The organism is Sporosarcina sp. Y1004 (genome assembly GCF_057669665.1).
The window spans coordinates 41,386-63,697 of sequence record NZ_JBYHFQ010000021.1 but is presented as its reverse complement, the minus strand read 5'-3'; the positions used below and the strand labels follow the sequence as shown (position 1 = coordinate 63,697).

The following is a 22,312-nucleotide window of genomic DNA, read 5'->3' as shown; positions in this document are numbered from 1 at the left end:
ACAGAAAGAGTTGGTGGCATACATCGCTAGTGCAATGTAAATATGCTTTACCCTTTCTATCTCTCAAGCTACGCTTGCTGGATTTGGCACAATTATGTTGCCGAAGTTTCATAGGGCCAGTCCCTCAACTTCTCTCGATAGAAAAAAACTATGAAATTGGTCGAAAAGTGTCGGAAGTTAAACTAATGAGTTAACTGTATAGAACAATTAATCTTAAGTCAACCACTTATTCAAACTTTCTAAAAAAATAGTTTGAATTGTGCTATACTATCTAGCATAAATCGTTTGATTGAAAGGATTTTTGCTATGAAATCATATATTGATATAGAAAACGGTGTTGTCCCCTCGGTTTGTGCGCTTGATTGTCCAGACCAATGTGGATTGCTTATTCATAAAGAAGACGGGAAAATCGTTAAAATTGAAGGCGATCCCGATCATCCCATCACAAAAGGCAGTATTTGCAACAAAGTTCGACATATGACTGAACGCCTTTATGACCCAAAAAGGATTACTACTCCTTTAAAACGCGTCGGGGAAAAAGGCGATGGACAATTCGTTCCAATCAGTTGGCAAGAAGCCATTACAACCATCACAGATCAATGGAAAAAACTGATTTCTGAAGAAGGTCCGGAATCGATTCTTCCTTACAGTTTCTATGCCAATATGGGGAAACTCAGTTCCAAAGGGATGGATCGCCGTTTCTTCAACCGCCTTGGTTCGAGTCAACTGGACCGAACGATTTGTTCAGTCGCTGGCGAGGTCGGCTACAATTACACGATGGGCGGGCGTTTTGGAACAGATCCGGAAGAGATGACGGAAACGAAATTATTTGTTTTCTGGGGCATCAATGCCGTCAGTACCAATATGCACCAAATCATGATTGCGCAAAAAGCGAGAAAAAACGGTGCTAAAATCGTCGTCATTGACGTCCATAAAAACCAGACCGGACGCATGGCTGATTGGTTCATCCCCATCCTTCCCGGAACTGATGGAGCGCTTGCACTCGGAATCATGCATGTTCTTTATAAGGAAAAACTGGTCAATCAATCGTTTTTGGAACAATATACAATCGGCCACGAAGAGCTCGGCGAGCATGTATTGCAGCACTACGACCCGCACACGGTTTCCGCCATTACGGGCGTGCCAGAGGAAGATATCTATGAATTGGCGCGGATGTACGGGACCGTCTCCCCTTCGATGATTCGCATCGGCAATGGGCTGCAGCATCATGATAACGGCGGCATGATGGTCCGGACGATTTCCTGTTTGCCTGCTTTGACAGGGCAATGGGCATTGAAAGGCGGAGGGGCGCTCAAATCGAATTCCGATTATTTGACGCATAATACTGCCGCACTCGAACGTCCCGAACTTCAGGTAGTGCCAACGCGCAGATTCAATATGAATTTATTGGGACAAGCATTAATGGAAGAACAACAGCCGATTCGCTCTTTGTATGTCTATAATAGCAACCCCGCCGTTGTCGCACCGGAAGCCAATAAAGTACGGAATGGCTTAGCACGCGAAGATTTGTTCACAGTTGTCCATGATTTATTTTTGACAGACACTGCCTTGTACGCGGACATTGTTTTGCCAGCGACATCCGCTTTCGAAAACACGGACATCTATACGTCCTTCTGGCATCACTACATTCATTTGCAGGAACCCGTCATCGAAACTTACGGGGACAGTAAATCCAACCCGGACGTTTTCAGATTGCTGGCGCAAGCAATGGGCTTTGACGATCAACCATTTCTAGACAACGATGAGGAAATGGTTGACCAAGCGTTAAGCAATTTGTCCAACCCTCATTTATCCGAAGTGTCGTATGCTGCTTTAAAGGAAAAACGCTATATGAAAGCAAGCGGCACCGGCGATTTCTTATACAATTTAAAGACACCTAGTGGAAAAATCGAGTTGTATTCGGAACAGATGAAATCAGCGGGATTCCCGGCCCTGCCTACGTACATCCCGATTATTCAGGATTCCGATCATCCTTTACTTTATGTACCTGCAATTAACCATAACTTCATGAATACGATTTTTTCGAACAATGAAAAACATATCAAGCTTGAAAAAGTGCCTAAGTTGTTCATGAATCGACTAGATGCGGAAAGTAGAGGAATCGAAGACGGAGCGGCTGTCCGTATATGGAATGAGCGCGGTGAATGTGAGTTTACTGTTTCTGTCGGCGAGCAGGTTCTTCCTGGCGTTGTTGTGAGTCAAGGGATATGGGGAGATCAATCGGGTCATAAACGTCTGGTTAATGCATTAACGCCGGATCGGATTGCGGATATGGGCGGCGGCGCAACGTTCTTCTCGGGGCGTGTGGAAGTGGCGGGTTTGTGATTAGATATGTGCGCTGGGGTTTTCCATTGTTGAGAGAGATTTAATTCAGAGTGCACATTTTAGATCGCTTGGCGCTTTGGGGATGCCTCTGGCCCTGAGCCTGGATTAGCGCTTCGCATCCAGTCTCACGGCTTCGGCTACCCCTTGTCGCGCCTGCGCTGGGGTGTACATTATTGATAGAGATTTAAATTCAGAGTGTACATTTTAGATCGCTTGGCGCTTTGGGGATGCCTCTCGCCATGAGCCTGGATTAACGCTTCGCATCCAGTCTCAGGGCTTCGGCTACCCCTTGTCGCTTCTGCGCTGGATTTCTCCATTATTGAAAGTGATGTATAGACTGATATTATAATGTGATTACTATTTGATACTAATTTCCTTGAAGAAAGAAGCACTATAGGCTGCAGGTCTTATCCCTGATAACGAAATGTGCTTCCCTACATAGAGACCATCCAGCGAAGGCGCGACATCGTCCACTTAAAAAGTTCTTTTATTATAATGAGAACTAGTTGATTGTAGTGCAGAGCGGCGACTCCAGCGGGAACAGCGCGAGCTGAAGACCCCGCAGGAACGCAGTGACGAGGAGGCTGAAGCCGTGCCCGCGGAAAGCGTCCGCTCGGAACGGAAATCAACGGCATTGAAGGAAATCATTCTTTTTCACTGGTCCCGAAGGCATCCACAAAGCGACGAAGCGGTATTAGCAGAATTTCAATAACTCATTCTATATAAAAAACGAGCCTCTCGGGACTATCCCAGGAGGCTCATTTTGTGCTTATACTGACTCGACAACGCCCCATTGGTCGATGGCGCGCTTCAAAGGTTCTGACGTTTTTGCCGCTTCTACGAGTGAAACTTGTTTGACACTTGCGTCAATCGCCGCCCGGAATGCCTTGGCACCTTGCGTCGGTCCATCTGGATGGCCAAATATTCCGCCGCCTGCATTGACGACTAGATTATCTCCGAAATCCTTCAGCAACTGCGGAACCATGCCTGGGTGAATTCCAGCGGATGGTACTGCAAAAGTTTTTTCGAAGCCATTGTCTTCTATCAGCGCTTCATTGATTGCCAACGCATCGAATTTCGAAATGGCGACATTGCCATAAGGACTTGGGAACAAGGACAGATCTCCGCCGATGAGTCGCGTTAATTTCCCTACCAATAATGAGTAAGAGAATCCGCCACCTGCTTGTCCTGCTAGAACGCCCGATAAAGCGGAATGCGCAACAATCGGCAAACCGATATTGTTATTTTCACGCAACGTTTGAAGTGCATCCAAACCGTACGCGTGAACATTAAATAATAACGCATTTGCGCCGAGCGCTGCCGCCTGTTCTGCCTTGTCATGAAGCTCATTCGTCCGTCCCGACAAGTTCACTGCATACAATGCCCGATTTCCTGTCTGTTCATAATGCCGATCGATAATGTCTTTTGCTGTTGTAATTCGCTTGTAAAACGGTGTTAATTCATTTTCAAATAGAATTTCATCGTCTTTAATGAGATCGACACCGCCAGCTAGCAGTTCTTCCAGTTGGCCGGAGAAAAAGGAGAGATCTCTTCCCATGACTCCCTTGAAGATGGCTTTCAGCAATGGGCGATCCATCACATTCAACTGCTCTCGAATCCCTTTTGTACCGAATCGTGGTCCTGGAAATTGTGCAAGCAATTGTTTGCCAAAATCCAAATCGATTAATTCATAGCCTTCAAAAAAAGAAAGCTTGCCGTAGACAGTCGTGAAGATCGCGGGAAGATCTGCCGAATAGTTAGCGGATGGGTAAAAGATTTTCACCGTATCCTTCACTTCCCCTTGTTCCACAGAAACGACTTCACCTTTATGGTGCTTCAATTGCTGCTGTTCAAGATGCGGAATATCCGTCCAAGACCCAATTGTGAGCCCGAGTGCATGTTGCTCCGCTATTTTTTCTTGCTCTGGATGTGTCGGAAATAGATAAGTGGCTGTAACTCCCATTAAAATTCCTCCTTGTGACTACTGTCGATGAACCAGCTCTCCAATTCTTCAAGAGAGCGTATTGTATTACGGTTAAGTATCAAATACTTCCCGAGCTCCAACACTTTTTTCCTTCTGGCCATACGTTTTTCTTCATCTTCTTCATAATTTAAATCGTCAATTTGTGCAATACCAATAGAGCGGCGGACCAATTCGCAGCCTGCATACCCTAGCATATCGGTAAAGTTCTCATCCATTACATGCGTCAGGAAGCCGTCGAGTTGTGTATAAGGTTCATTGGATTCTTCTCTCCAAACTTGGGCGAATGTATCGGCGTACGCATACCAAGCTTCCCGCGCTTGTTCATAGCGCTTCGTTTGAAATTCAGGATGTCCGATTCCATTTAACAACAAGCTTGCGATAAAATGCCCCATGTCAAATCCAAACGGCCCAAAACAAGCAAACTCGGTATCGAATACAACTGTTTTGTCTTCTCCCATGAAAATGGCACCACTATGTAAATCGCTATGGATGAGCGCATCCGCTTTCGTCATGAACTTATGTTTTAATTTCGCGACTTCCAGCTTTAACTGGTGGTCTTGACTTAGAAATAATACATCATTTTTCAAGCCTTCTTCAAAGAAATTGCTGTCATGCAAATTGTATGGACAATCGAAAGAGAGCTCTTCCGTCATTTCCCGCATAGCCGGATTTGTAAAAGAGGCATTCAACTCTTTCTTTAATTTTGGATCCAGGTAGAAATCGGACGTATAAAAAGTGGTCTTCGCACTGAATACACCTATGTCTCTCGCAAATACGGTGGATTCCGTCCCATTATTCAAAGCCGTGCGCCCCATTTCCATCGGATGCATGTCTTCCATCACAACAATTGCCATGATTTCATCCAGAAGATGCACTTTCGGAACAGAACCGGGAATGATGTTATCGTATTCCTGTAATACTTTCGCTTCGAGAACGACCCGGTCGATTGGGATAGGCATTGACTCTCCAACAATCCTCGCGTAAGGTACAGCCTGCTTGAGTATCAAGCTCTTCTGTTCCCCCGTTAATCGATAAACATGATTGATCTTCCCATCACTTACTTCCGTCACAACAACTTGTTCTTGTTCACTAAAGAAGCCACGCTTTTTAACATACTTCACGATTTCATCGATTTCTAAAAATGCATAGGTTGCTAGTTCCTGATGACTTGATGTATTCATGTTATTTCCTCCTTATGTACTGTCTATGATGATAAAAAAACCCCTTCAGTTAAGAAGAGGTTTTTCACACAACTTCTTATCTTTCAGCATCAATGCTGTAAGAATTAGCACCGTGCTCAATTGAGTCGGTTGCCGGGCTTCATCGGGCTTTTCCCTCCGCCTGCTCCTGATAAGAGTATATTTATTATTTTTAATTACCATTAGATTCGCACAATGTTATATGAAATTATAGCATGCCTCTTACTAATTGTCTATGTAATTAAAACCCACCAAATAGTTAAAACACTGGCTACATATTACTATTTTCTAAACGTTTTGTAAATCAAGAGATTCAGTTATCTAAATTGTAGTATAATTAATGGACCAATACAATATGTGGAGGCTTTAACTATAATGAGTGAACAACCTAATGAGTTACATAAAAATGAAGAACTCTCAACATTACAAGCGGAAGAATTTGATGTATTAATCATCGGAGGCGGCATTACGGGGGCTGGAATTGCCTTGGACGCAGCCAGTCGCGGCATGAAAACAGTGCTTGTGGAAATGCAGGATTTTGCTGCTGGGACGTCCAGTCGTTCCACAAAAATGATTCATGGCGGCTTGCGTTACCTGAAAAACCTTGAAGTGAAGATCGTTGCGGAAACAGGCAAGGAACGGGCGGTCGTCTATGAAAACGGACCCCATGTGACGAAGCCCGAGTGGCTGCTATTGCCGATTTATAAGGACGGATCAATGGGTAAATTCAGTACCTCTATCGGGTTACGCGTCTATGATTTTTTGGCGGGCGTGAAAAAAGAAGAACGAAAAAGTATGTTGACTAGAGAAAGAGCGTTGCATGCGGAGCCTAAACTCAGAACTGAAGGGTTACTTGGGGCTGGCCGTTTCGTTGAATACCGATCGGATGATGCGAGACTGACGATTGAAGTGATGAAAGAAGCTGTCAGTCAAGGCGCTACTGTATTCAATTATACAAAAGTGACTGATTTTATTTACAATGAAGGAAACGTTACAGGCGTATCCGTCGTTGACCAATTAAATGGCAAAACTAGTGAAATACGCGCAAAAACAATAGTGAACGCTGCCGGACCATGGGTGGATACATTGAGGGAGAAAGACAACTCCTTGGATTCACGGGAAATTCGTTTGACGAAGGGCATTCATCTCGTTTTTGACCAAAGTGTATTTCCTTTGAATCAGATTGTTTACTTTGACACGCCAGATGGCCGGATGGTGTTGGCAATCCCACGGGATGGGAAAACGTACGTCGGGACGACAGACACTGATTACAAAGGGGACATGGTTCATCCCCGAATGACCGTAAGCGACCGCGATTATTTGATGGACGCCATCGCTCTCATCTTTCCGAAGTTAACCATTGCGGCGAGTGATATTGAATCCAGCTGGGTTGGGCTACGGCCTTTGATCAATGAAAAAGGTAAAGGGGCATCCGAAGTTTCAAGAAAAGATGAAATCTGGGAGTCCGCTTCGGGGTTAATCACCATTGCTGGAGGAAAACTGACGGGCTATCGAAAAATGGCGGAGACGATTGTAGATGTCGTCGCATCAAAACTCAAAACAGATACAGGAGTATTATTTTCTCCGTCCAGCACGAAGAATATGCCCATTTCAGGCGGACACGTCGGAGGTTCCCGAAACTTTGAAACGTTCATGTATCGGAAAATCAAACAAGGCATAAAACTCGGATTGGATCAGGAAAGAGCGCAGTCCCTCGTGAAAAAGTATGGCTCAAATGTAGATATCCTTTTTGATTTATTACAGAAAAACGAGCAGGCAGCGCAAGATTCTGGGCTACCCGTCTACCTCTATACGCAAGTCCTTTACTCGATCACAGATGAATTCGTCCGTACACCCGTCGACTTTTTCTGGCGACGTACGGGCGCATTACTGTTTGATATTCAATGGGTGAACGAGTGGAAAGTGTCCGTCATCGCAATGATGAGCAAAGAGCTTGGTTGGAGTGACGCGCAGAAAGCAGATTTCCGTGCTGATCTTGAAAAGCATTTGCATGATGCGACTGTTCCGGTTGACGGGGAATAGTGTAAATCGGATAGTTCGATATTCTTTATTCGGCTCCATAGTTCGTCACCTGCCTTCCTAAGAATATTCTACCAAAAAGAACAGGTGTTCGCATGGCAATGTCGCTTTAAAACAAAAAAAGAAAGCCAATTCATCCCACGTCTGAAGTCACGGGTGTTCTTGGCTTAATCATAAATTATAAAAAACGCATCGGATAAAATGGTACAATCCTCGAAAGTTAGAGTGAAAAATTCTAACTCTCGGGGGTCGGTACAACCTCTGCGTTTTTTCGTATAATTTTATTGTCTAAAGGTATGCGATTTACCTATTCAGTTCTTCAACTTAACAACAGAACTACAATACCCCTACATACCAAAACCTAAGCCGGCCACACAAACAAATGAACAATCGTTACCATAATCGCACACGTAACGAACATCAAGATGACTAGTGGAATCATAAATCTTGCCCATTTCAGCCAGGAGATTCCTGCAAGTGCCAACCCGGCCATCAATCCGCCGTTGGTAGGGTAGAAGGCATTCGTAAATCCATCGCCGAATTGGAAGGCAAGGACAGCAGTTTGTCTGCTGATTCCAACTAAGTCTGCGATTGGCGCCATGATTGGCATCGTTAATGCTGCTTGACCGCTCCCGGAGTTGACTGGCAGGTTGATCAGGAATTGAACAAAGAACATCCCGACAGCTGCCACGCTGGATGGGAATTGACTAGCTAGATTCGATAAGCCGAATACGATGGTGTCGATGATATTCCCGTCGTTCAGGATCACTACAATCGTATAAGCAAAGGACACAGCGAGCGCACCTTCCATTAAATCCTTACATCCGTCTGTAAAGGCGGACGCCATTTCACTCGGCTTCATCCTCGAAATGATTCCAACGACCACTCCCATTAATAAGAACAACCCTGTAATCTCTTTAAAGAACCAGCCATAATTGATAATGCCAAAAGGTAAGGCGACGAATGTGGCTGCAAGGACTAATAAAATGACAATATGCTTGTAAGATAAACGGTTTTCGATCGTCACTTCATCGAAATTTTTATGTTGGTCTTCAAAGTATACGAGACTTCTGGTTGGATCCTTCTGAACTTTTCTTGCATACAGCGTAAGGTAGGTAGCACCAACGATGGTAAGAATAATCCAGCAAACGATCCGTACCTCCATCCCTGAGAACAGTGGCAAACCGATAATTCCATGGGCGACGCCAACATTATACGGATTTAAAAATCCGCCCGAGTATCCGATTCCGACACCCAGTATCGGCACTGCAACTGCGATAATGGAATCAAAACCTGCCCGTAAAAGCAGCGGGAGCAGAATAATAATATAAACCATTGCTTCGGAACCTAGTCCGAAACTCGCTCCGGCTAAAGAAAAAATAGTGAATAGAATCGGAATCAGGATAATCTCTTTCCCGTGCATTTTTTTAATGAGATGATAGAGGGCCGTTTCAATCGCCCCCGTTTTGCCTAAAATACCGAATACGCCACCGGTAATAAACAGCAGGAATAGAATGCCTGATGCTTGGGTCATACCGTCATACAGGGAATTGAAAAACTCCAAGAACCCTGTTGGATTCCCTTCTGTCTGTTGGTAGGTACCGTTCACGACAATCTCTCTACCATCCTCATTTGTCGTTCGTTCATATTGCCCGGCCGGCACAAGATATGTGATGAGCGCGGCAAAAATGACCATACAAAACAAAATCACAAGAATGTGTGGCGGTTTTTTAGGTTGTTTCTTTGTTTTGGCTGTATTTGTCTGAAGCTGTTTTTTCTCTGCCATATAACTAACTATCCTTTCTGACTGAAATATCTATGCTAGATTTTTGGCGTAAGCACCAAGATTTTGAATCACATGACATGTACATGCAATCCCGTTTAAAAAGTTATCGATTTTTATGTTTTCATTTGGGGAATGATTTCGTTGGTCGAAATTCGCATAAGGCACGATAATCGACGGTATCTTCAAAATTTTGGTCCATACATAAACCGGAAGCGAACTCCCCAAACTTGGCTGGATAATCGGATCCTTCTTGTACGCATTCGCTACCGCATCCGTTACGACTTGGACAATCTCGAGGTCTGCAGGTGTCCTGGACGGTTCCATGGATACTAAATGTGTCACTTCAACACCTGGATCGTGCTTTTTGATGTGGTTTACGATTTTGTTGAACACATCAGCAGGATCCTGATCCACGACAAGACGGATATCTAACTTCACGGAAGCAGTAGAAGGGATGATGGTCTTCACGCCTTCACCAGAATACCCGCTGGAGATTCCTGCGATATTGAATGTCGGTTCCATTGTCAGTTTATGGTAATAGGTTTGTCCGTCCATATCAAGCTGCGGATAGCCGATTTTTTCACCGATATCTCCTGCGTCAAAAGGAATGATTTTAAGCAGCTCTTTTTCGGTAGCTGACGGCTTTCGGATGTTGTCGTAGAATCCTTCGATTAACACGGTTCCATCTTTATACCGCATCGTCTTCAGCAAATTTATTAATCTCCAGGCAGGGTTAGGCACGATATTGCCAGTATTGCCGGAATGATTATCCCATGCTGCTTCGCTCGCCTTTATTTCGAGTTGGAGTGAGCCTCTTGCACCTAATAAAACAAGCGGGGCACCACTGTTATGAGCAGAACCATCTGCTGTATAAACGAGATCTGCGCTTAGAAGTTCTTGGTTTTCCTCGACAAACGCGGCTAAATGAGGACTTCCGTTCTCCTCTTCGCCTTCAAAGATAAATTTTATATTAATCGGCAATTCTTCAACTAGCTCCATATACGTCTTCACACCAAGCAGCGTAGCCATTAATTGCCCCTTGTTATCTCCAGTGCCCCGGCCATAGATTCTTCCATCACGGATTGTCGGTTCAAAAGGTGGAGAAATCCAGTCTTCAATCGGGTCTGGAGGCTGGACGTCATAATGTCCATAAAAAAGGACGGTGAACGCATTTTCGTCCTTGATCATCTCGCCGTAAACAACCGGGTGTCCGTTTGTCTCCTTGATGGTGGTGTTGATCCCGATTTCCTCCATTATATTTTTAAGAAGTTCGGCACATTCAGTGATTCCGTCATTTTGCGTGCTGATGCTTCTTTGGCGTATAAGTGTAAATAGTTGTTCCAAATACTCCTCTCTTTTACTTTTCAGGAGTTGTGGAAGCTTTTCAAGTGACATTTGAAGTTCCTACTTTCTTGAATTTAGCGATAATAAATTGATAGGTTTATTATCTGTTACTTTACCTTGGTAAAGTGATAAAATAATAAAGTAATTATATCGGAAGGTGTGCTTTTAGACAAGTGTTTTTAAAAGCCCTATGTCTGAAGCCTGCCGCTGTATTTGAGAAACGATTAATTTCCACTGAAACAGAGACATCCAATATCGATGCTTTAATGCAGGAATTCATAAGAGGAGAAGGAAAAATTTACTTATAGAAACAAAACGCTGAATTATTTCCAGTCTTTTGTTGAATAAATACCATATCTTTCTTCTCTAATTCCCTTCAATTTGACTACTGAATTAGCAGCGGTTTTAACACGATATTTTCACCTTACAATAATTTCGTGTGTCGATTTGGTTGTTGAAACAGTTGCGCTTTTATTTTAAACGTTGATGCATAGGCATTTTAAAGACCGCAAATTCATATGCGAATTAGCGGTCTATTTCGTGAATTATTTTGAATTTCGCACCACAGAACTGAACGGGTTAGGGACATTCCGGAGAGGGCTATTTTTTGATTCGTTTCACAGGCAGTTATGCTTTAACCTACAACGCAAACTTGGTTTTTCCCATTCTCTTTTGCCTGATAAAGTGCGATATCTGCAGAATTGAATAATTCCTTAAATTCCACTACTGTCCCTTTTCCGTTATCAGCCACACCAATACTTGCAGTAATTGAAACGAACTTCCCTTCGTTTTCCACTTGAATCCTTCTAATCGTTTCCGATAGCTGTTCAGCTTTCTTTTTCCCGGCTTCTAGTGAAATGTTTTTCAGAATAACGACGAATTCGTCTCCGCCAAATCGACTCATTAAGTCCGTTTCTCTGAAAACCGTTGAGCTATATTGACTAATCTGCTTCATAACAGCGTCACCCACCAGATGTCCAAATTCATCATTAATGAGCTTAAAGTTATCGATATCAAATGCGATACATACGATGCTTTCATTGTTCCGTGATGCTTTTTCAAGCCACTCATTCGTAGTACTTTCCAAATAGCAGCGATTGTAAAGTCCTGTCAAATAGTCCGTGTTGGCTCTCTTTTCAGTGATGGAAAGACCATGTTTAACTTCAAGCTTAAGTGCCGCTAACGCTAGTCCACTCTTAGTGATTTCATTGAGCACGGTGATGTATTCTTTTTGAACTTCATAGCCAAGTAATTTGTCATCCATAAGCTCGCATAAGTCGCATCTTTGTTCTTGTATATCTTTCAATAAATTAAAATCATCATAGCTTGCTGCTAAATCCTTGGCAGTGGTGTATGCATCAAACGCTTCCCTTAATTGGTTTTGCGCAGCAAACCATTTACCAAGTAAATAATAACATTGGGCCTTTTCCCTGATAAACGAGGCTAAAATTGGATGGTTGATCATCTCATCCACTAATAGTTTCGATGCATCTAAATCCCCCAGTCCAATATAAGCACTTGCCATGTTTAATGTGACCCTTAGTTCTAAAATTGGGCTTGCCGGTTGATGTAATTTCGCCATCTCAAGTCCGATTTCAGCCATTTCAAGCGCTTCTCTATAGTTTTCTTCGACGATGCATATATGACTGTAATTGCTATATCCGTTGCTAACTAGATTGTAATGTTTTAATTTCTTACCCAAATGAATGCTTTTTTCGAGTGTTGCTTTTGCATTACCGTAGTCTTTGTTATAGGCATGGAGTAAATAATACATATTATATGAATGCAGTTGGTCTGTTTCATTGCCATATTTAGTACATAGTTCTTCGTGAGCCTCGATACTGTTAAAAGCTTCGGTTAAATCGCCAATCGAGTAGTAGGCGGCGGCTGAATACGCATGAGCCGCGAGGACAAATTTAAATTCATTTAGCCTAAGCCCGTTTTCCAACAGATGGCGGCACCCCTCGATTGTTTCTTTGTACTTGCCTTCAGCCCTTAAAGTCGATACGTTTTCGAGTAGTAAATCTAAGTCTTTTTTCTCCATAGCCTTCTCCTACTTGTCGAATTTTATAGTTTTTTGTAGACTTTGTCCTAATTTATCTCATAGTTCCATCGTATCATATTGTGGGATATTTTAGTAGTCCGCTATAGTAGTTATTTTAATCTATTGAATAATCAAGTGACTGTTTCTTTAGATTAAAAACTCATTGTTGAACACGTTATGGACAGTGGTGAATAAAAACAGCTCCATTCCACAATTAAAACTGTGAATGAAGCTGTTGTTATTGTTATTCTTATCGCTCACACGCGATTAAATCTTTATCGCGATCACTTTTTTTGTTCAGATCATATACAGCTTTGGAAACGAATGGAGCGTACTTTGTTTTGCCGCCTACATTTTTAACAGAGGCTGATCTTGCCACGCCGCCTTTATACACCTTGTTCAGTTCAGTACAATTTTTGTAGCTCACTGCTTTCGGGCTAGCTGCATCTACTTGTAACGCGTTAAACGAGAAACTGATAGCAATTGCGAGTGTAAGTATTGCTGTGAGTATCTTCTTCAAACCATCGACCCCCTATTCCATAATTCTATATTATCAGCTTTCAAGTGATATAGAAACCCTGATAAAGGAAATTCGATATATTTTTGGAAGTTTTCTACTTTTAACTAAACCTTGACGTCCAATGCCGTCTTAAAGCACGATTATAAAACTCCCGGTTTGTTGGACACTTCAGTGGGTTCGTTGGAGAATTCCCTGTTGATTGGATACTTTCGAGGATTGATTGGACACTTCACCAACCTCTAACTTGCCTTGTCATCAAAAAAGAGCTAGCGTCAAATACAAATTGTATTTGATGCTAGCTCTTTTGGATTAACGATTATATTTTCTTTTTCTCTGTTAATTCTTTGTCGTCTAATTTGAATTCATCAGCGACATCATCGACGATGTCTTTCGTTGAATTCTTAAATTCTTTTAGTGTTTGTCCAACAGCTCTTCCTAATTGAGGCAATTTAGCTGGTCCGAAGATGATTAACGCAATCACTAAAATTATAATTAAACCGGGTACACCGATGTTTGGCATGAGTTGTTCCTCCTTTGAGTTGTGGTGCATTTTATTCAGGTACGTACATCAGTATACCACTTTTTCCACCTCTTGAGCCTAAATTTCCTCTTCTTTCGCCAATTTTTTTAATGACCAATGGAATAACAATTAGAAAAATGGAATCCTATTATCAGAGATACAATAAAGGTCACCCCTACAATAATTAGCCGCTTTCTCAACTCCGTTAAATGTTCGATAAGCGTATATTTTCTTCCACGCTTTTCATCACCCATCTAACCTGTTTAAGGTTCAATGTTTTCAATAAATGGAAACTATACTTTTATTTCACAAAAAACTCTTGAATTCATACTATTTAGATGCCAAGTGTAGTAGAATTAGAGTCGCTTAGACCCACCCGAATAGTATACATGCCAGTATTGATTTGTAAATAATACGACGCGTACTCGTAAAAAGTATAGAAGAATGTAATGACTACCTATATTGAAGGGCTACAATTGGGGATTCAGACATCTCATCTATTTTTTGACGGGTGCTTTATTATGATCTCTTGGACTGGGAAAAAGTACATAATTTGTGCTTCATTGTTTAGTTAGGTAAAAAATCAGTTGTCGTTTTAACACTTTGAATTTGGAGGTTTTATCATGTCAGAAAAAGAAAAAAAGTCCTTTGAAGGTAAAAAGTCTTCGAGACGCTCATTTTTAAAGAATTCAGGATTAACGGTAGGCGGACTTGTTTTGGGTGGTGCTGTTGGTACCCTGTTGAGCAGCGATACAACAACAACCACAACAGCAGTGAAAGACTCAAGCACGCCTAAGCAGGCAGAAAACCTACATGTCGCTTTAATGTACTTTACGCCTGAGCAATACCGAACTACGGAGGCCGCAGCGGAAAGAATTTTCCCTAAAGATAAAAACGGTCCTGGTGCTAAAGAATTATTAGTTGCTTATTACATTGACCATCAATTAGCGGGTGCTTGGGGAATGGGCGCAAAAGAATACACATCTGGTCCCTTTTACCCAGGAGAGCCGACTCAAGGTTATCAAGGTCGCCAAAACAGACAACAAATTTTTGAAGTAGGACTAAAAGGTCTTATGGATCAAAGTGTGAAAAAATACGAAAAAGCTTTCGAGAGACTTTCAGCTGAAGAGCAAGATGCAATTCTTACTGACTTTGCTGAAGGAAAAGTAGAGTTAAAAGGAACAACTTCTACTGCCTTTTTCAACACTTTACGGTCTGCAACAATTGAAGGTGCATACTCAGATCCTTTGTACGGCGGTAATGCAGGTATGGAAGGTTGGAAGATGAAAAACTTCCCTGGTCACCAAATGAGCTTCTTAAATATTATTGAAGAAGAATTTGTAGTAGTAGAACCGATGGCATTAAACTCACAACATAATCACTAATCAGACGTACCCAAAGATAGATAGCCCAATAAGGAATTTGTAATCATTTAGAGCTTTACGATTGAGGAGGAAATAGTAATGGTGAAAAAATTACCGAAAACAGACGTAGTTATTATTGGTGTTGGTTGGTCCGGGGGTATTATCGCTTCCGAGCTGACAAAAAAAGGACTTAAAGTAGTTGGTTTAGAAAGAGGGAAAGACCGAAAAACAGAAGATTATTACATGGCGCATGACGAACTTAGATATGCGGTTCGCCATGAAATGATGCAAGACCTTTCAAAAGAAACAATCACTTTCCGTAATCATGACAAAATGCGTTCTCTACCGATGAGACAATATGGTTCGTTTTTACTTGGCGTAGGTGTTGGTGGTTCAGGAGCACACTGGAATGGTCAGAACTTCCGTTTTCTTCCTTATGATTTCGAACTGCGAAGCAAAACCATTGAAAAATATGGAGAAGGTAAAATTCCAACTGACATGACGATTCAAGACTGGGGTATTACATATGATGAAATCGAGCCCTACTACGATCAATACGAAAAAATGGCAGGGATTTCAGGAGAAGACAATCCTTTAGGCGGGAAACGTTCAAATCCATTCCCGACTCCTGCGATGAAAAAAACACAAGCTATGCAATTGTTCGATAAAGCAACAAAAAACATGAAGCTTCATCCATATGTTCAACCGTCTGCCAACCTATCAGAAAACTATACAAACCCTGATGGAATTTCCAGAGTGGCTTGTCAATATTGTGGATTTTGTGAACGTTTCGGTTGTGAGTACGGTTCAAAGGCAGACCCTAACGTTACTGTAATACCGGTAGCAAAAGAAACAGGGAACTTTGAAATCCGAACGCATTCAGAAGTACGCCGTATTGTACACACAGGCGGTAAAGCTACTGGCGTAATCTATACAGATATGACAACTGGCGAAGAATTTGAACAGCCAGCAGATGTTGTTGTATTAACAGGCTATGTCTTTAGTAACGTTAGACTACTTCTACTTTCAGAAATCGGCAGACCTTACAATGCAACTACGGGTACTGGCGTAATCGGTAAAAACTATGCCTACCAAATCAGAAAAGGACGCGCAACTGGATTCTTTGACGAACAAAAGTTCAATAACTTTGCAGGTGCAGGCGGCTTAGGGATGATTGTAGATGATTACAATGGGGATAATTTCGACCACACTGATTTAGACTTCATCCACGGCGGGATGATTATCCTTGGACAAACAGGACAAAGACCTATTGCCAATAACCAAATACCATCGGGTACTCCGACTTGGGGTGCAGAGTTTAAAGAAGCTTCTTTAAAATATACAAATGCGTCGTTAACGGTTAGTGGTGAAGGAGCATCAATGGCTTACAAACAGCATTTCCTTGACCTCGATCCTATTTATAAAGATTCGTTTGGTGATCCATTGGTTAGAATTACCTTTGACTTTGAAGACCAAGACCGTGAGTTGACTAAGTTCTTAGCAGAGAAATGTGAAGCTATCCTAAAAGAAATGGGCGCAGATCATATAGATACGAGTAAAGAGCTTGGTCCATATAACGTTGCTGAATATCAGTCTACGCATAACACGGGTGGCGTAATCATGGGCGCGGATCCTGAAACTTCTGCGGTCAATAACTATTCTCAGATGTGGGATGTAGACAATCTATTCGTTGTCGGTGCTTCTTCATTCCCGCAAAATGCTGGATATAACCCAACAGGTACAGTAGGTGCTTTATCGTACCGTGCTGCGGAAGGGATTCTCGCGTTCTTCGAAAAAGGCGGTCAATTGGTCGAAGGTAAAAGCGAAAATCAATTAGTCTAATGTTATAATTGAATGAGGCATTTACGATTGTAATTGTATTGTTCAAATTTTAATGGTTTGGCATAACTCTTTCTCGTATTCGTGCATCCTATCATCTAGATAAGGAGGAATTACCATGCCAAGTATCGGCTTACCGGGTTTAATACTCATTTTAATACTAGCTCTCGTCATCTTCGGTCCTTCCAAACTACCTCAATTGGGGAAAGCGGTTGGAGAAACTTTAAAGGAATTTAAGACATCTACTAGAGATATCATCAATGATGAAGAAAAAAACGAAACGAAGTTAGATGCTAGTGAAACAGACGTTGAAAAGAAAATCTAATATAAATGGCCAGCTATTCTTAGTGAATAGCTGGTTTTTTTGTATTGAATAAGGCGTGGAAACCTTAATGATGTCACATGGTGTTCGCTATTGAGAGAGTTGCGATTCGGAGTGTGGATTTTAGACCGCTTGGCCCCGAGTGGAGGTACTGAAAAAGTCCGATTTCCTTCAATCCCGTTGATTTCCGTTCCGAGCCGACGCTTTCCGCGGGCACGGCTTCAGCCTCCTCGTCACTGCGTTCCTGTGGGGTCTTCAGCTCGCGCTGTTCCCGCTGGAGTCGCCGCTCTTCACTACAATCAACTAGTTCTTACTATAATAAAGAACTTTTTCAGTGGCCTGCGCTGGAGTGTTCCATTATTGATAGTAATTCTGAGATGTATGCACTGAGATTATAATGCGATTACTATTTGATACTAATTTCATTGAAGAAAGACACACTAAAGGATGCAGGTCTAATCCCTAATAACGAAATGCGCTTTCTAACATCTACTATCCAGCGCAGGCGCGACTTCGTGGTAGCCGGAGCGATAAGACTGAAAGCGTTCTTCTTTCCGGCTTATCGCGGGAGGCATCCACAAAGCGCCGAAGCGGTATTAGTGGTATATCTAGTTCTATCTATTTCTAACCTGGACCATCCAGCGAAGGTGCGTCTTCCTGGTAGCCCGATTTCTAACTCCCCTTAAACAACCTGCTCCATACTCGCCTTCAATAACTTCTTTAACGCCTGAGCCGCCTCAACTTTACTATTGAGATCTGGCGAAATCTCAACCTTGTAACGTCCCTCAGCAATCACTTGTTGAAGGTCACTGATCGTGTGACACTCCTCTTCAAGCACATTGACGACACTTCCATATTGCATCGATTGATGTGTATCACTGCCGCCAACCACTGGGAGGCCTAGCTCTTCCGCGAATGGGAATACTTTTTCTTTCGCAGCACTTACGCCTTGTTTGAACAAATCTTTCCCGTTCAAATCGAAAGCATCCAGTTTAGCTAACAATGCTCTATCTATATGGTGTAAAGGAGTGCTATCTCGAAATGGATGGGCGCCTATTTTGATGAAGTTAAACTCCGATGCCTCTTCCAGCAATAAATGAAACGGAATAAAATGACCTTTTTCGAGATAAGGCGTAAGTTTCGCATGAAGCCCACGTATATCTTCCTTTCTGCCAATGAAAAGAATATGACCCGTCTCCTTGATATCTACCTCCATGCCTGGAAAAACCTTGACGCCATTTACCTCGTAATGATCAAGCACATATGGGAATTCATTATCTAACGTGTCATATACATCACTGAATTGGTGCGTATTAAAATGCTCCGTAAGCGCAATCGCATTTAACCCGTTTTCCTTCGCTGCATTTACCATTTCTATAAAGTAATCCAAAGAAAAATGAACCTTTTTTGAAATCTTTCCGTGTGTATGAAAATCTATTTTCATCCTATTTTCCCCATTTCGATTAAATTTGATAGATTGAACCTAGCCAAAAGACAAATGACACATAAATCACCGAGCCTGCCAAAAAGAAATGCTCTCTATAGTTAAATGAGTAGTGCGAGAGCTTCATCTTTTTCACGTTAGGATTTGTAAATGAATAACTAAATCCTTTTGTTTCTAAAGCTTCCACTGTCGTCCTTGATCGCTTAGCGCCATTTAAAATTAGCGGATAAAACGACATGATTAGGATTTTCATAAAATAATAGATCGAACGCCAGTATAGAAATCCATGCGACGCAGGTGCTTTTCCACGTAACCGATAGGATAGAAAGATTTGCTGGAATTCCTCCATTAATGTAGGTAAAATCCGATAGCCAAAAGCCACACTGAAAGAGGCTTGACCCGGTGCACCAAAACTAAGTAACGCATCACTAAAGCGCTCAGGATCCATACTGGTAAAAACGGCGATACTTGCGAGCGCAATGATGGAAAGCTTTATCGTTAACCATAAAAGGGGCGCAATTGATTCAAAACCACCACCAAAAAACAAAGAAATGAAAAGCAGTACAGCGATTTCCCCTAATAACCCTAGACATAAAATCACTATAATAAGGGGGCTCACTTTTGAAATGACCGTCATGAAGACCATAAAGATGAGTAATCCACTTAAGATTACTTTATTGTGAATGAACCACGGCACAAGGCCGAAGAACAGATACCAGACAATTAACGACCTCGGGTCAAGGCGCGCAAGAAATGTGTCGCGATTGCCGTAAGCGGTATTCAGTAACTCTTCTTTCACGTATTCAATCGAAAACTTTTCACGCATACTCCTTGTATAATTCAAGATTCACTCGCTCCTTATCAACCGATTTCCAACCTGCGATGAAATCCTCGACTGTAAAGCAAACTGGATTCATCCCTAGCTTGTGACTCAGTTGTAAAATCTGGGGCGTTGCCAGGCCGGCTCGCTCCACCAATGCATCATCCGCGAAAAGAGAATTTCGATCGCCGTCAGATATGATTTCTCCTTGATTCATCACAATTACTCGGTTCGACCACTCCGAAACGAGCTGCATGTCATGCGTCGCGACGATAACCGTTTGCACGTGTTGCCGTAACTTCGAAAGCATGTGGATCATCTGCTTTTTTGTTGCAATATCCAAATTCGCAGTGGGCTCATCAAGTAAAATCACCTTGGGATTCATCGCAGCCCCAATCGCTAATGAGGCTCGACGTTGTTGTCCGCCACTTAGCAGCCGGGCATCATGATGTTGGATGTCAACAAGTGAAAAATCTTCGATTAATTGATCAACAACTGCTGTATAATTAGGTACTTTTCTAACTTTTAAATAATATTCAATGTCTTTACGTACAGAGTCATTGATAAACATTTCCTCTGGATTTTGATAGACATAGGAAACCGTGTCACTTAACTTCTCCGGGGAAGCTTTGCTTGTATTCAGTCCTTGTACAAGCACATCTCCCTTACTCGGTTTGATAATGCCTACAATCAATTTAAGGAGGGATGACTTGCCAGCACCGTTATTTCCAACGACTGCAACGAGGTCTCCTTTGTGAAATGAAACATTGATATCCGCCAAGACTTGCTTCGTTTGCCTTTTGAATGTCCTGTAATGAAGTGAAACATCTTTAAATTGAACGACAAGATCGTTCATGCTTTCCGACACAATTGGTTCATTTATTACATCCAGCCTCGGCAGTTGATGTCTAACTTTTGGAAAGTAATCAAGTGCTTCAGCCAATGTTGTCGGGTAGTTATTTTCCAATTCTGCCGCACTTTTCAAAGAATACGCCGCCTGGGTCACTTGTGGTGGATAGATTTGGCGGCCCATTAGGTCTTCTACTTGTGATAAAGCTTCTTTCACCGCTTTTTTCCAAAGAATCTTTCCTTGATCCATTAATATTACTTGATCACAGTAATTGGCGATAAACTCTGTGTGGTGCTCAATGACAATGATTGTAATGCCAAAATCGATATTTAATGTTTTTAAAATGTCATATACTTGTTTCGCATGATTTGGATCCAGTTGTGCAATTGGCTCATCAATAATGATCATTTTCGGCTTCATCGCCAGCGCACCTGCTAAAGCAAGGAGATGCATTTGCCCTCCACTCAGCTGCCAAATAAAGTCATTATGGAGCGCGGTTAATCCGGTCACTTCAAGCGCCCATTGTCCTCGCTCTTTATAGTCAGCTAATCCATAATTCAAAGGTACAAAGCAAACATCGTCTAAGACAGTGGGTCTTAGGAGTTGATTCTCGAAATCTTGATAGACATATCCAACATTTTGGGAGAGTTGTGCGACAGAATGGTCTTTTGCCAATAAACCATTCACAATCACTTCACCTTCAAAATCCCCTACATAAAATTGTGGAATAAGACCATTGAATGTTTTGCACAAAGTAGATTTCCCTGAACCGTTTCCACCAACAATCGCGGTAAATTCTCCCCGATTAATTGTTAAATGAACGTTTTGCAACACGGGATTTTCTGCGCCAGGATAGGTAAATGAAACATTGTTTAATTGAACAATTGGTTCAACTGCCATGTTTAAGTCCATCCCTCTCTTTTGATTTTTTCATCATAGTGAGTAGCGTTAAGGCTGCAATAATTGCTGCGACGCCTATAATAATCCAGATAAACCAACTACCAAACATCTCTAAAAAGTCAGGCTCCCATTCGCCGATATTTAAATCTGCTTCAGACGCGAACTCTGACACAACCGCGACAGCCGTCAAGATAACGCCAATGACGATTAACTTGGGTGTAATGATTTCGTTTAACGAATAACTAACCTTATTATCCCTAGGCTTCATGCCAAGCAACGGTTCAATTTTCCCGTAAAGTCTTGGAACCAGATAAAGTGTGGGCAAAAGTGCAAATAAGATTCCTGAAAACAGCAAATCATTAAAGAATGCTACTCCTTCTATAATCAGGATACTCTCAGCCAATCCTTGCACGGCCTCAATTTCTTCTATTCCGACCCAAACTTTCCCAATGTCTACCATAGTGCCTAATAGATGATGGACGATTAAGCCCGACATGACGCCAATACCAACCTGAAGACGGTTCAATGGATTTCTTACTAATATCCCCGCAATATACATTCCGAGAGAAAAGGTAATAAACTTTTCTATTTCTCCAATGCCGCCAAATTGTCCAAGCATTAATTCGCCAAAAATGACCTCACCCAAGGCAGCCCCGATAGCCGCATATAATGGGTGGAATAAAATACATAACGTGAGTGGAATAAATGCAAAGTATTCTACTGATAATTCAATTGGACCTAGTTGTACGCTTGGTAAAAGTTCTGTAAACATGTTAGAAAGACCATACAAAGACATAGATAAAATAAAGACCATCATTTTTTGTGACTGGGTTAACTGATAGGGCCGTTTTTTTGTCAATTCAATTCCTCCTTTTACTCTTAATTCAAATGATATCAAGCTGTTGTTAAGGAGATGTGAATGTCGTGTAAATAGATTGTAAAATAATTTTCACTTTTAAATTAATGAAAAATATTTTTCATAACAAATAA

16 protein-coding genes and 2 riboswitches are annotated in these 22,312 nt (G+C 42.0%); of the genes, 5 read left to right on the top strand and 11 right to left on the bottom strand.

What is annotated here, in order from left to right; all coding sequences use genetic code 11:
* Positions 1 to 53: 53 nt before the first annotated feature.
* Positions 54 to 144, bottom strand: a riboswitch (SAM riboswitch).
* Between the two features lie 162 nt (positions 145 to 306).
* Positions 307 to 2,346, top strand: a complete 2,040-nt coding sequence (locus AC25Y6_RS14060) for a molybdopterin oxidoreductase family protein (RefSeq protein ID WP_488143471.1) — start codon at positions 307 to 309, stop codon at positions 2,344 to 2,346.
* Positions 2,347 to 3,115: 769 nt separating this feature from the next.
* Here the strand turns inward: AC25Y6_RS14060 and AC25Y6_RS14055 are convergent.
* Both AC25Y6_RS14055 and mtnK read right to left on the bottom strand, forming a co-directional pair.
* Entirely contained in the window at positions 3,116 to 4,309 is a 1,194-nt protein-coding gene (locus AC25Y6_RS14055) for a 2,3-diketo-5-methylthiopentyl-1-phosphate enolase (protein ID WP_488143470.1), read from the bottom strand.
* Entirely contained in the window at positions 4,309 to 5,511 is a 1,203-nt protein-coding gene (gene mtnK, locus AC25Y6_RS14050; protein ID WP_488143469.1) for an S-methyl-5-thioribose kinase, read from the bottom strand. Before mtnK ends, AC25Y6_RS14055 begins: the two co-directional genes overlap by 1 nt.
* A 73-nt stretch (positions 5,512 to 5,584) precedes the next feature.
* A riboswitch (SAM riboswitch) is annotated at positions 5,585 to 5,687 on the bottom strand.
* A gap of 214 nt (positions 5,688 to 5,901) precedes the next feature.
* Between mtnK and AC25Y6_RS14045 the strand changes: the two genes are divergently transcribed.
* Positions 5,902 to 7,572, top strand: coding sequence for a glycerol-3-phosphate dehydrogenase/oxidase (locus tag AC25Y6_RS14045; protein ID WP_488143482.1), 1,671 nt, complete (start codon positions 5,902 to 5,904; stop codon positions 7,570 to 7,572).
* Between the two features lie 358 nt (positions 7,573 to 7,930).
* Here the strand turns inward: AC25Y6_RS14045 and AC25Y6_RS14040 are convergent, their stop codons facing one another.
* The 5 genes from AC25Y6_RS14040 to tatA (AC25Y6_RS14020) form a co-directional block, all read right to left on the bottom strand.
* Positions 7,931 to 9,355, bottom strand: a complete 1,425-nt coding sequence (locus tag AC25Y6_RS14040; RefSeq protein ID WP_488143468.1) for a YfcC family protein — start codon at positions 9,353 to 9,355, stop codon at positions 7,931 to 7,933.
* Between the two features lie 30 nt (positions 9,356 to 9,385).
* Positions 9,386 to 10,750: a M20/M25/M40 family metallo-hydrolase gene (locus tag AC25Y6_RS14035; protein ID WP_488143467.1), complete on the bottom strand. Its 1,365-nt coding sequence runs from the start codon at positions 10,748 to 10,750 to the stop codon at positions 9,386 to 9,388.
* A gap of 583 nt (positions 10,751 to 11,333) precedes the next feature.
* A complete protein-coding gene (locus AC25Y6_RS14030; protein WP_488143466.1) occupies positions 11,334 to 12,743 on the bottom strand; it encodes a GGDEF domain-containing protein in 1,410 nt (469 codons plus the stop codon).
* A 250-nt stretch (positions 12,744 to 12,993) separates the two neighbouring features.
* On the bottom strand, positions 12,994 to 13,263 hold the full coding sequence (locus AC25Y6_RS14025) for an excalibur calcium-binding domain-containing protein (RefSeq protein WP_482102416.1): 270 nt from the start codon (positions 13,261 to 13,263) through the stop codon (positions 12,994 to 12,996).
* A gap of 316 nt (positions 13,264 to 13,579) precedes the next feature.
* A complete protein-coding gene (gene tatA / locus AC25Y6_RS14020; protein WP_482102415.1) occupies positions 13,580 to 13,783 on the bottom strand; it encodes a twin-arginine translocase TatA/TatE family subunit in 204 nt (67 codons plus the stop codon).
* A 623-nt stretch (positions 13,784 to 14,406) separates the two neighbouring features.
* Between tatA (AC25Y6_RS14020) and AC25Y6_RS14015 the strand changes: the two genes are divergently transcribed.
* From AC25Y6_RS14015 to tatA (AC25Y6_RS14005), 3 genes are all read left to right on the top strand, one after another.
* On the top strand, positions 14,407 to 15,168 hold the full coding sequence (locus AC25Y6_RS14015) for a gluconate 2-dehydrogenase subunit 3 family protein (RefSeq protein WP_482104180.1): 762 nt from the start codon (positions 14,407 to 14,409) through the stop codon (positions 15,166 to 15,168).
* A 78-nt stretch (positions 15,169 to 15,246) separates the two neighbouring features.
* Positions 15,247 to 16,989 (top strand): GMC family oxidoreductase, encoded by a 1,743-nt coding sequence (locus AC25Y6_RS14010; protein WP_488143465.1) that lies wholly within the window; start codon positions 15,247 to 15,249, stop codon positions 16,987 to 16,989.
* Between the two features lie 115 nt (positions 16,990 to 17,104).
* On the top strand, positions 17,105 to 17,311 hold the full coding sequence (gene tatA / locus AC25Y6_RS14005) for a twin-arginine translocase TatA/TatE family subunit (protein WP_488143464.1): 207 nt from the start codon (positions 17,105 to 17,107) through the stop codon (positions 17,309 to 17,311).
* Between the two features lie 679 nt (positions 17,312 to 17,990).
* Here tatA (AC25Y6_RS14005) and AC25Y6_RS14000 read toward each other — a convergent pair.
* Genes AC25Y6_RS14000 through AC25Y6_RS13985 form a run of 4 tightly spaced genes read right to left on the bottom strand, consistent with a single transcriptional unit; the run spans position 17,991 to position 22,139 of the window.
* Positions 17,991 to 18,752, bottom strand: a complete 762-nt coding sequence (locus AC25Y6_RS14000; protein WP_488143463.1) for a PHP domain-containing protein — start codon at positions 18,750 to 18,752, stop codon at positions 17,991 to 17,993.
* A 19-nt stretch (positions 18,753 to 18,771) separates the two neighbouring features.
* A complete protein-coding gene (locus tag AC25Y6_RS13995; protein WP_488143462.1) occupies positions 18,772 to 19,596 on the bottom strand; it encodes an energy-coupling factor transporter transmembrane component T family protein in 825 nt (274 codons plus the stop codon).
* The gene (locus AC25Y6_RS13990) at positions 19,571 to 21,322 is read right to left on the bottom strand and encodes an ABC transporter ATP-binding protein (RefSeq protein ID WP_488143461.1); all 1,752 of its coding nucleotides are present in this window, start codon (positions 21,320 to 21,322) and stop codon (positions 19,571 to 19,573) included. The genes AC25Y6_RS13995 and AC25Y6_RS13990 overlap by 26 nt, the downstream gene beginning before the upstream one ends.
* The gene (locus AC25Y6_RS13985) at positions 21,312 to 22,139 is read right to left on the bottom strand and encodes a DUF8171 family membrane protein (protein ID WP_488143481.1); all 828 of its coding nucleotides are present in this window, start codon (positions 22,137 to 22,139) and stop codon (positions 21,312 to 21,314) included. The genes AC25Y6_RS13990 and AC25Y6_RS13985 overlap by 11 nt, the downstream gene beginning before the upstream one ends.
* Positions 22,140 to 22,312 lie beyond the last annotated feature (173 nt).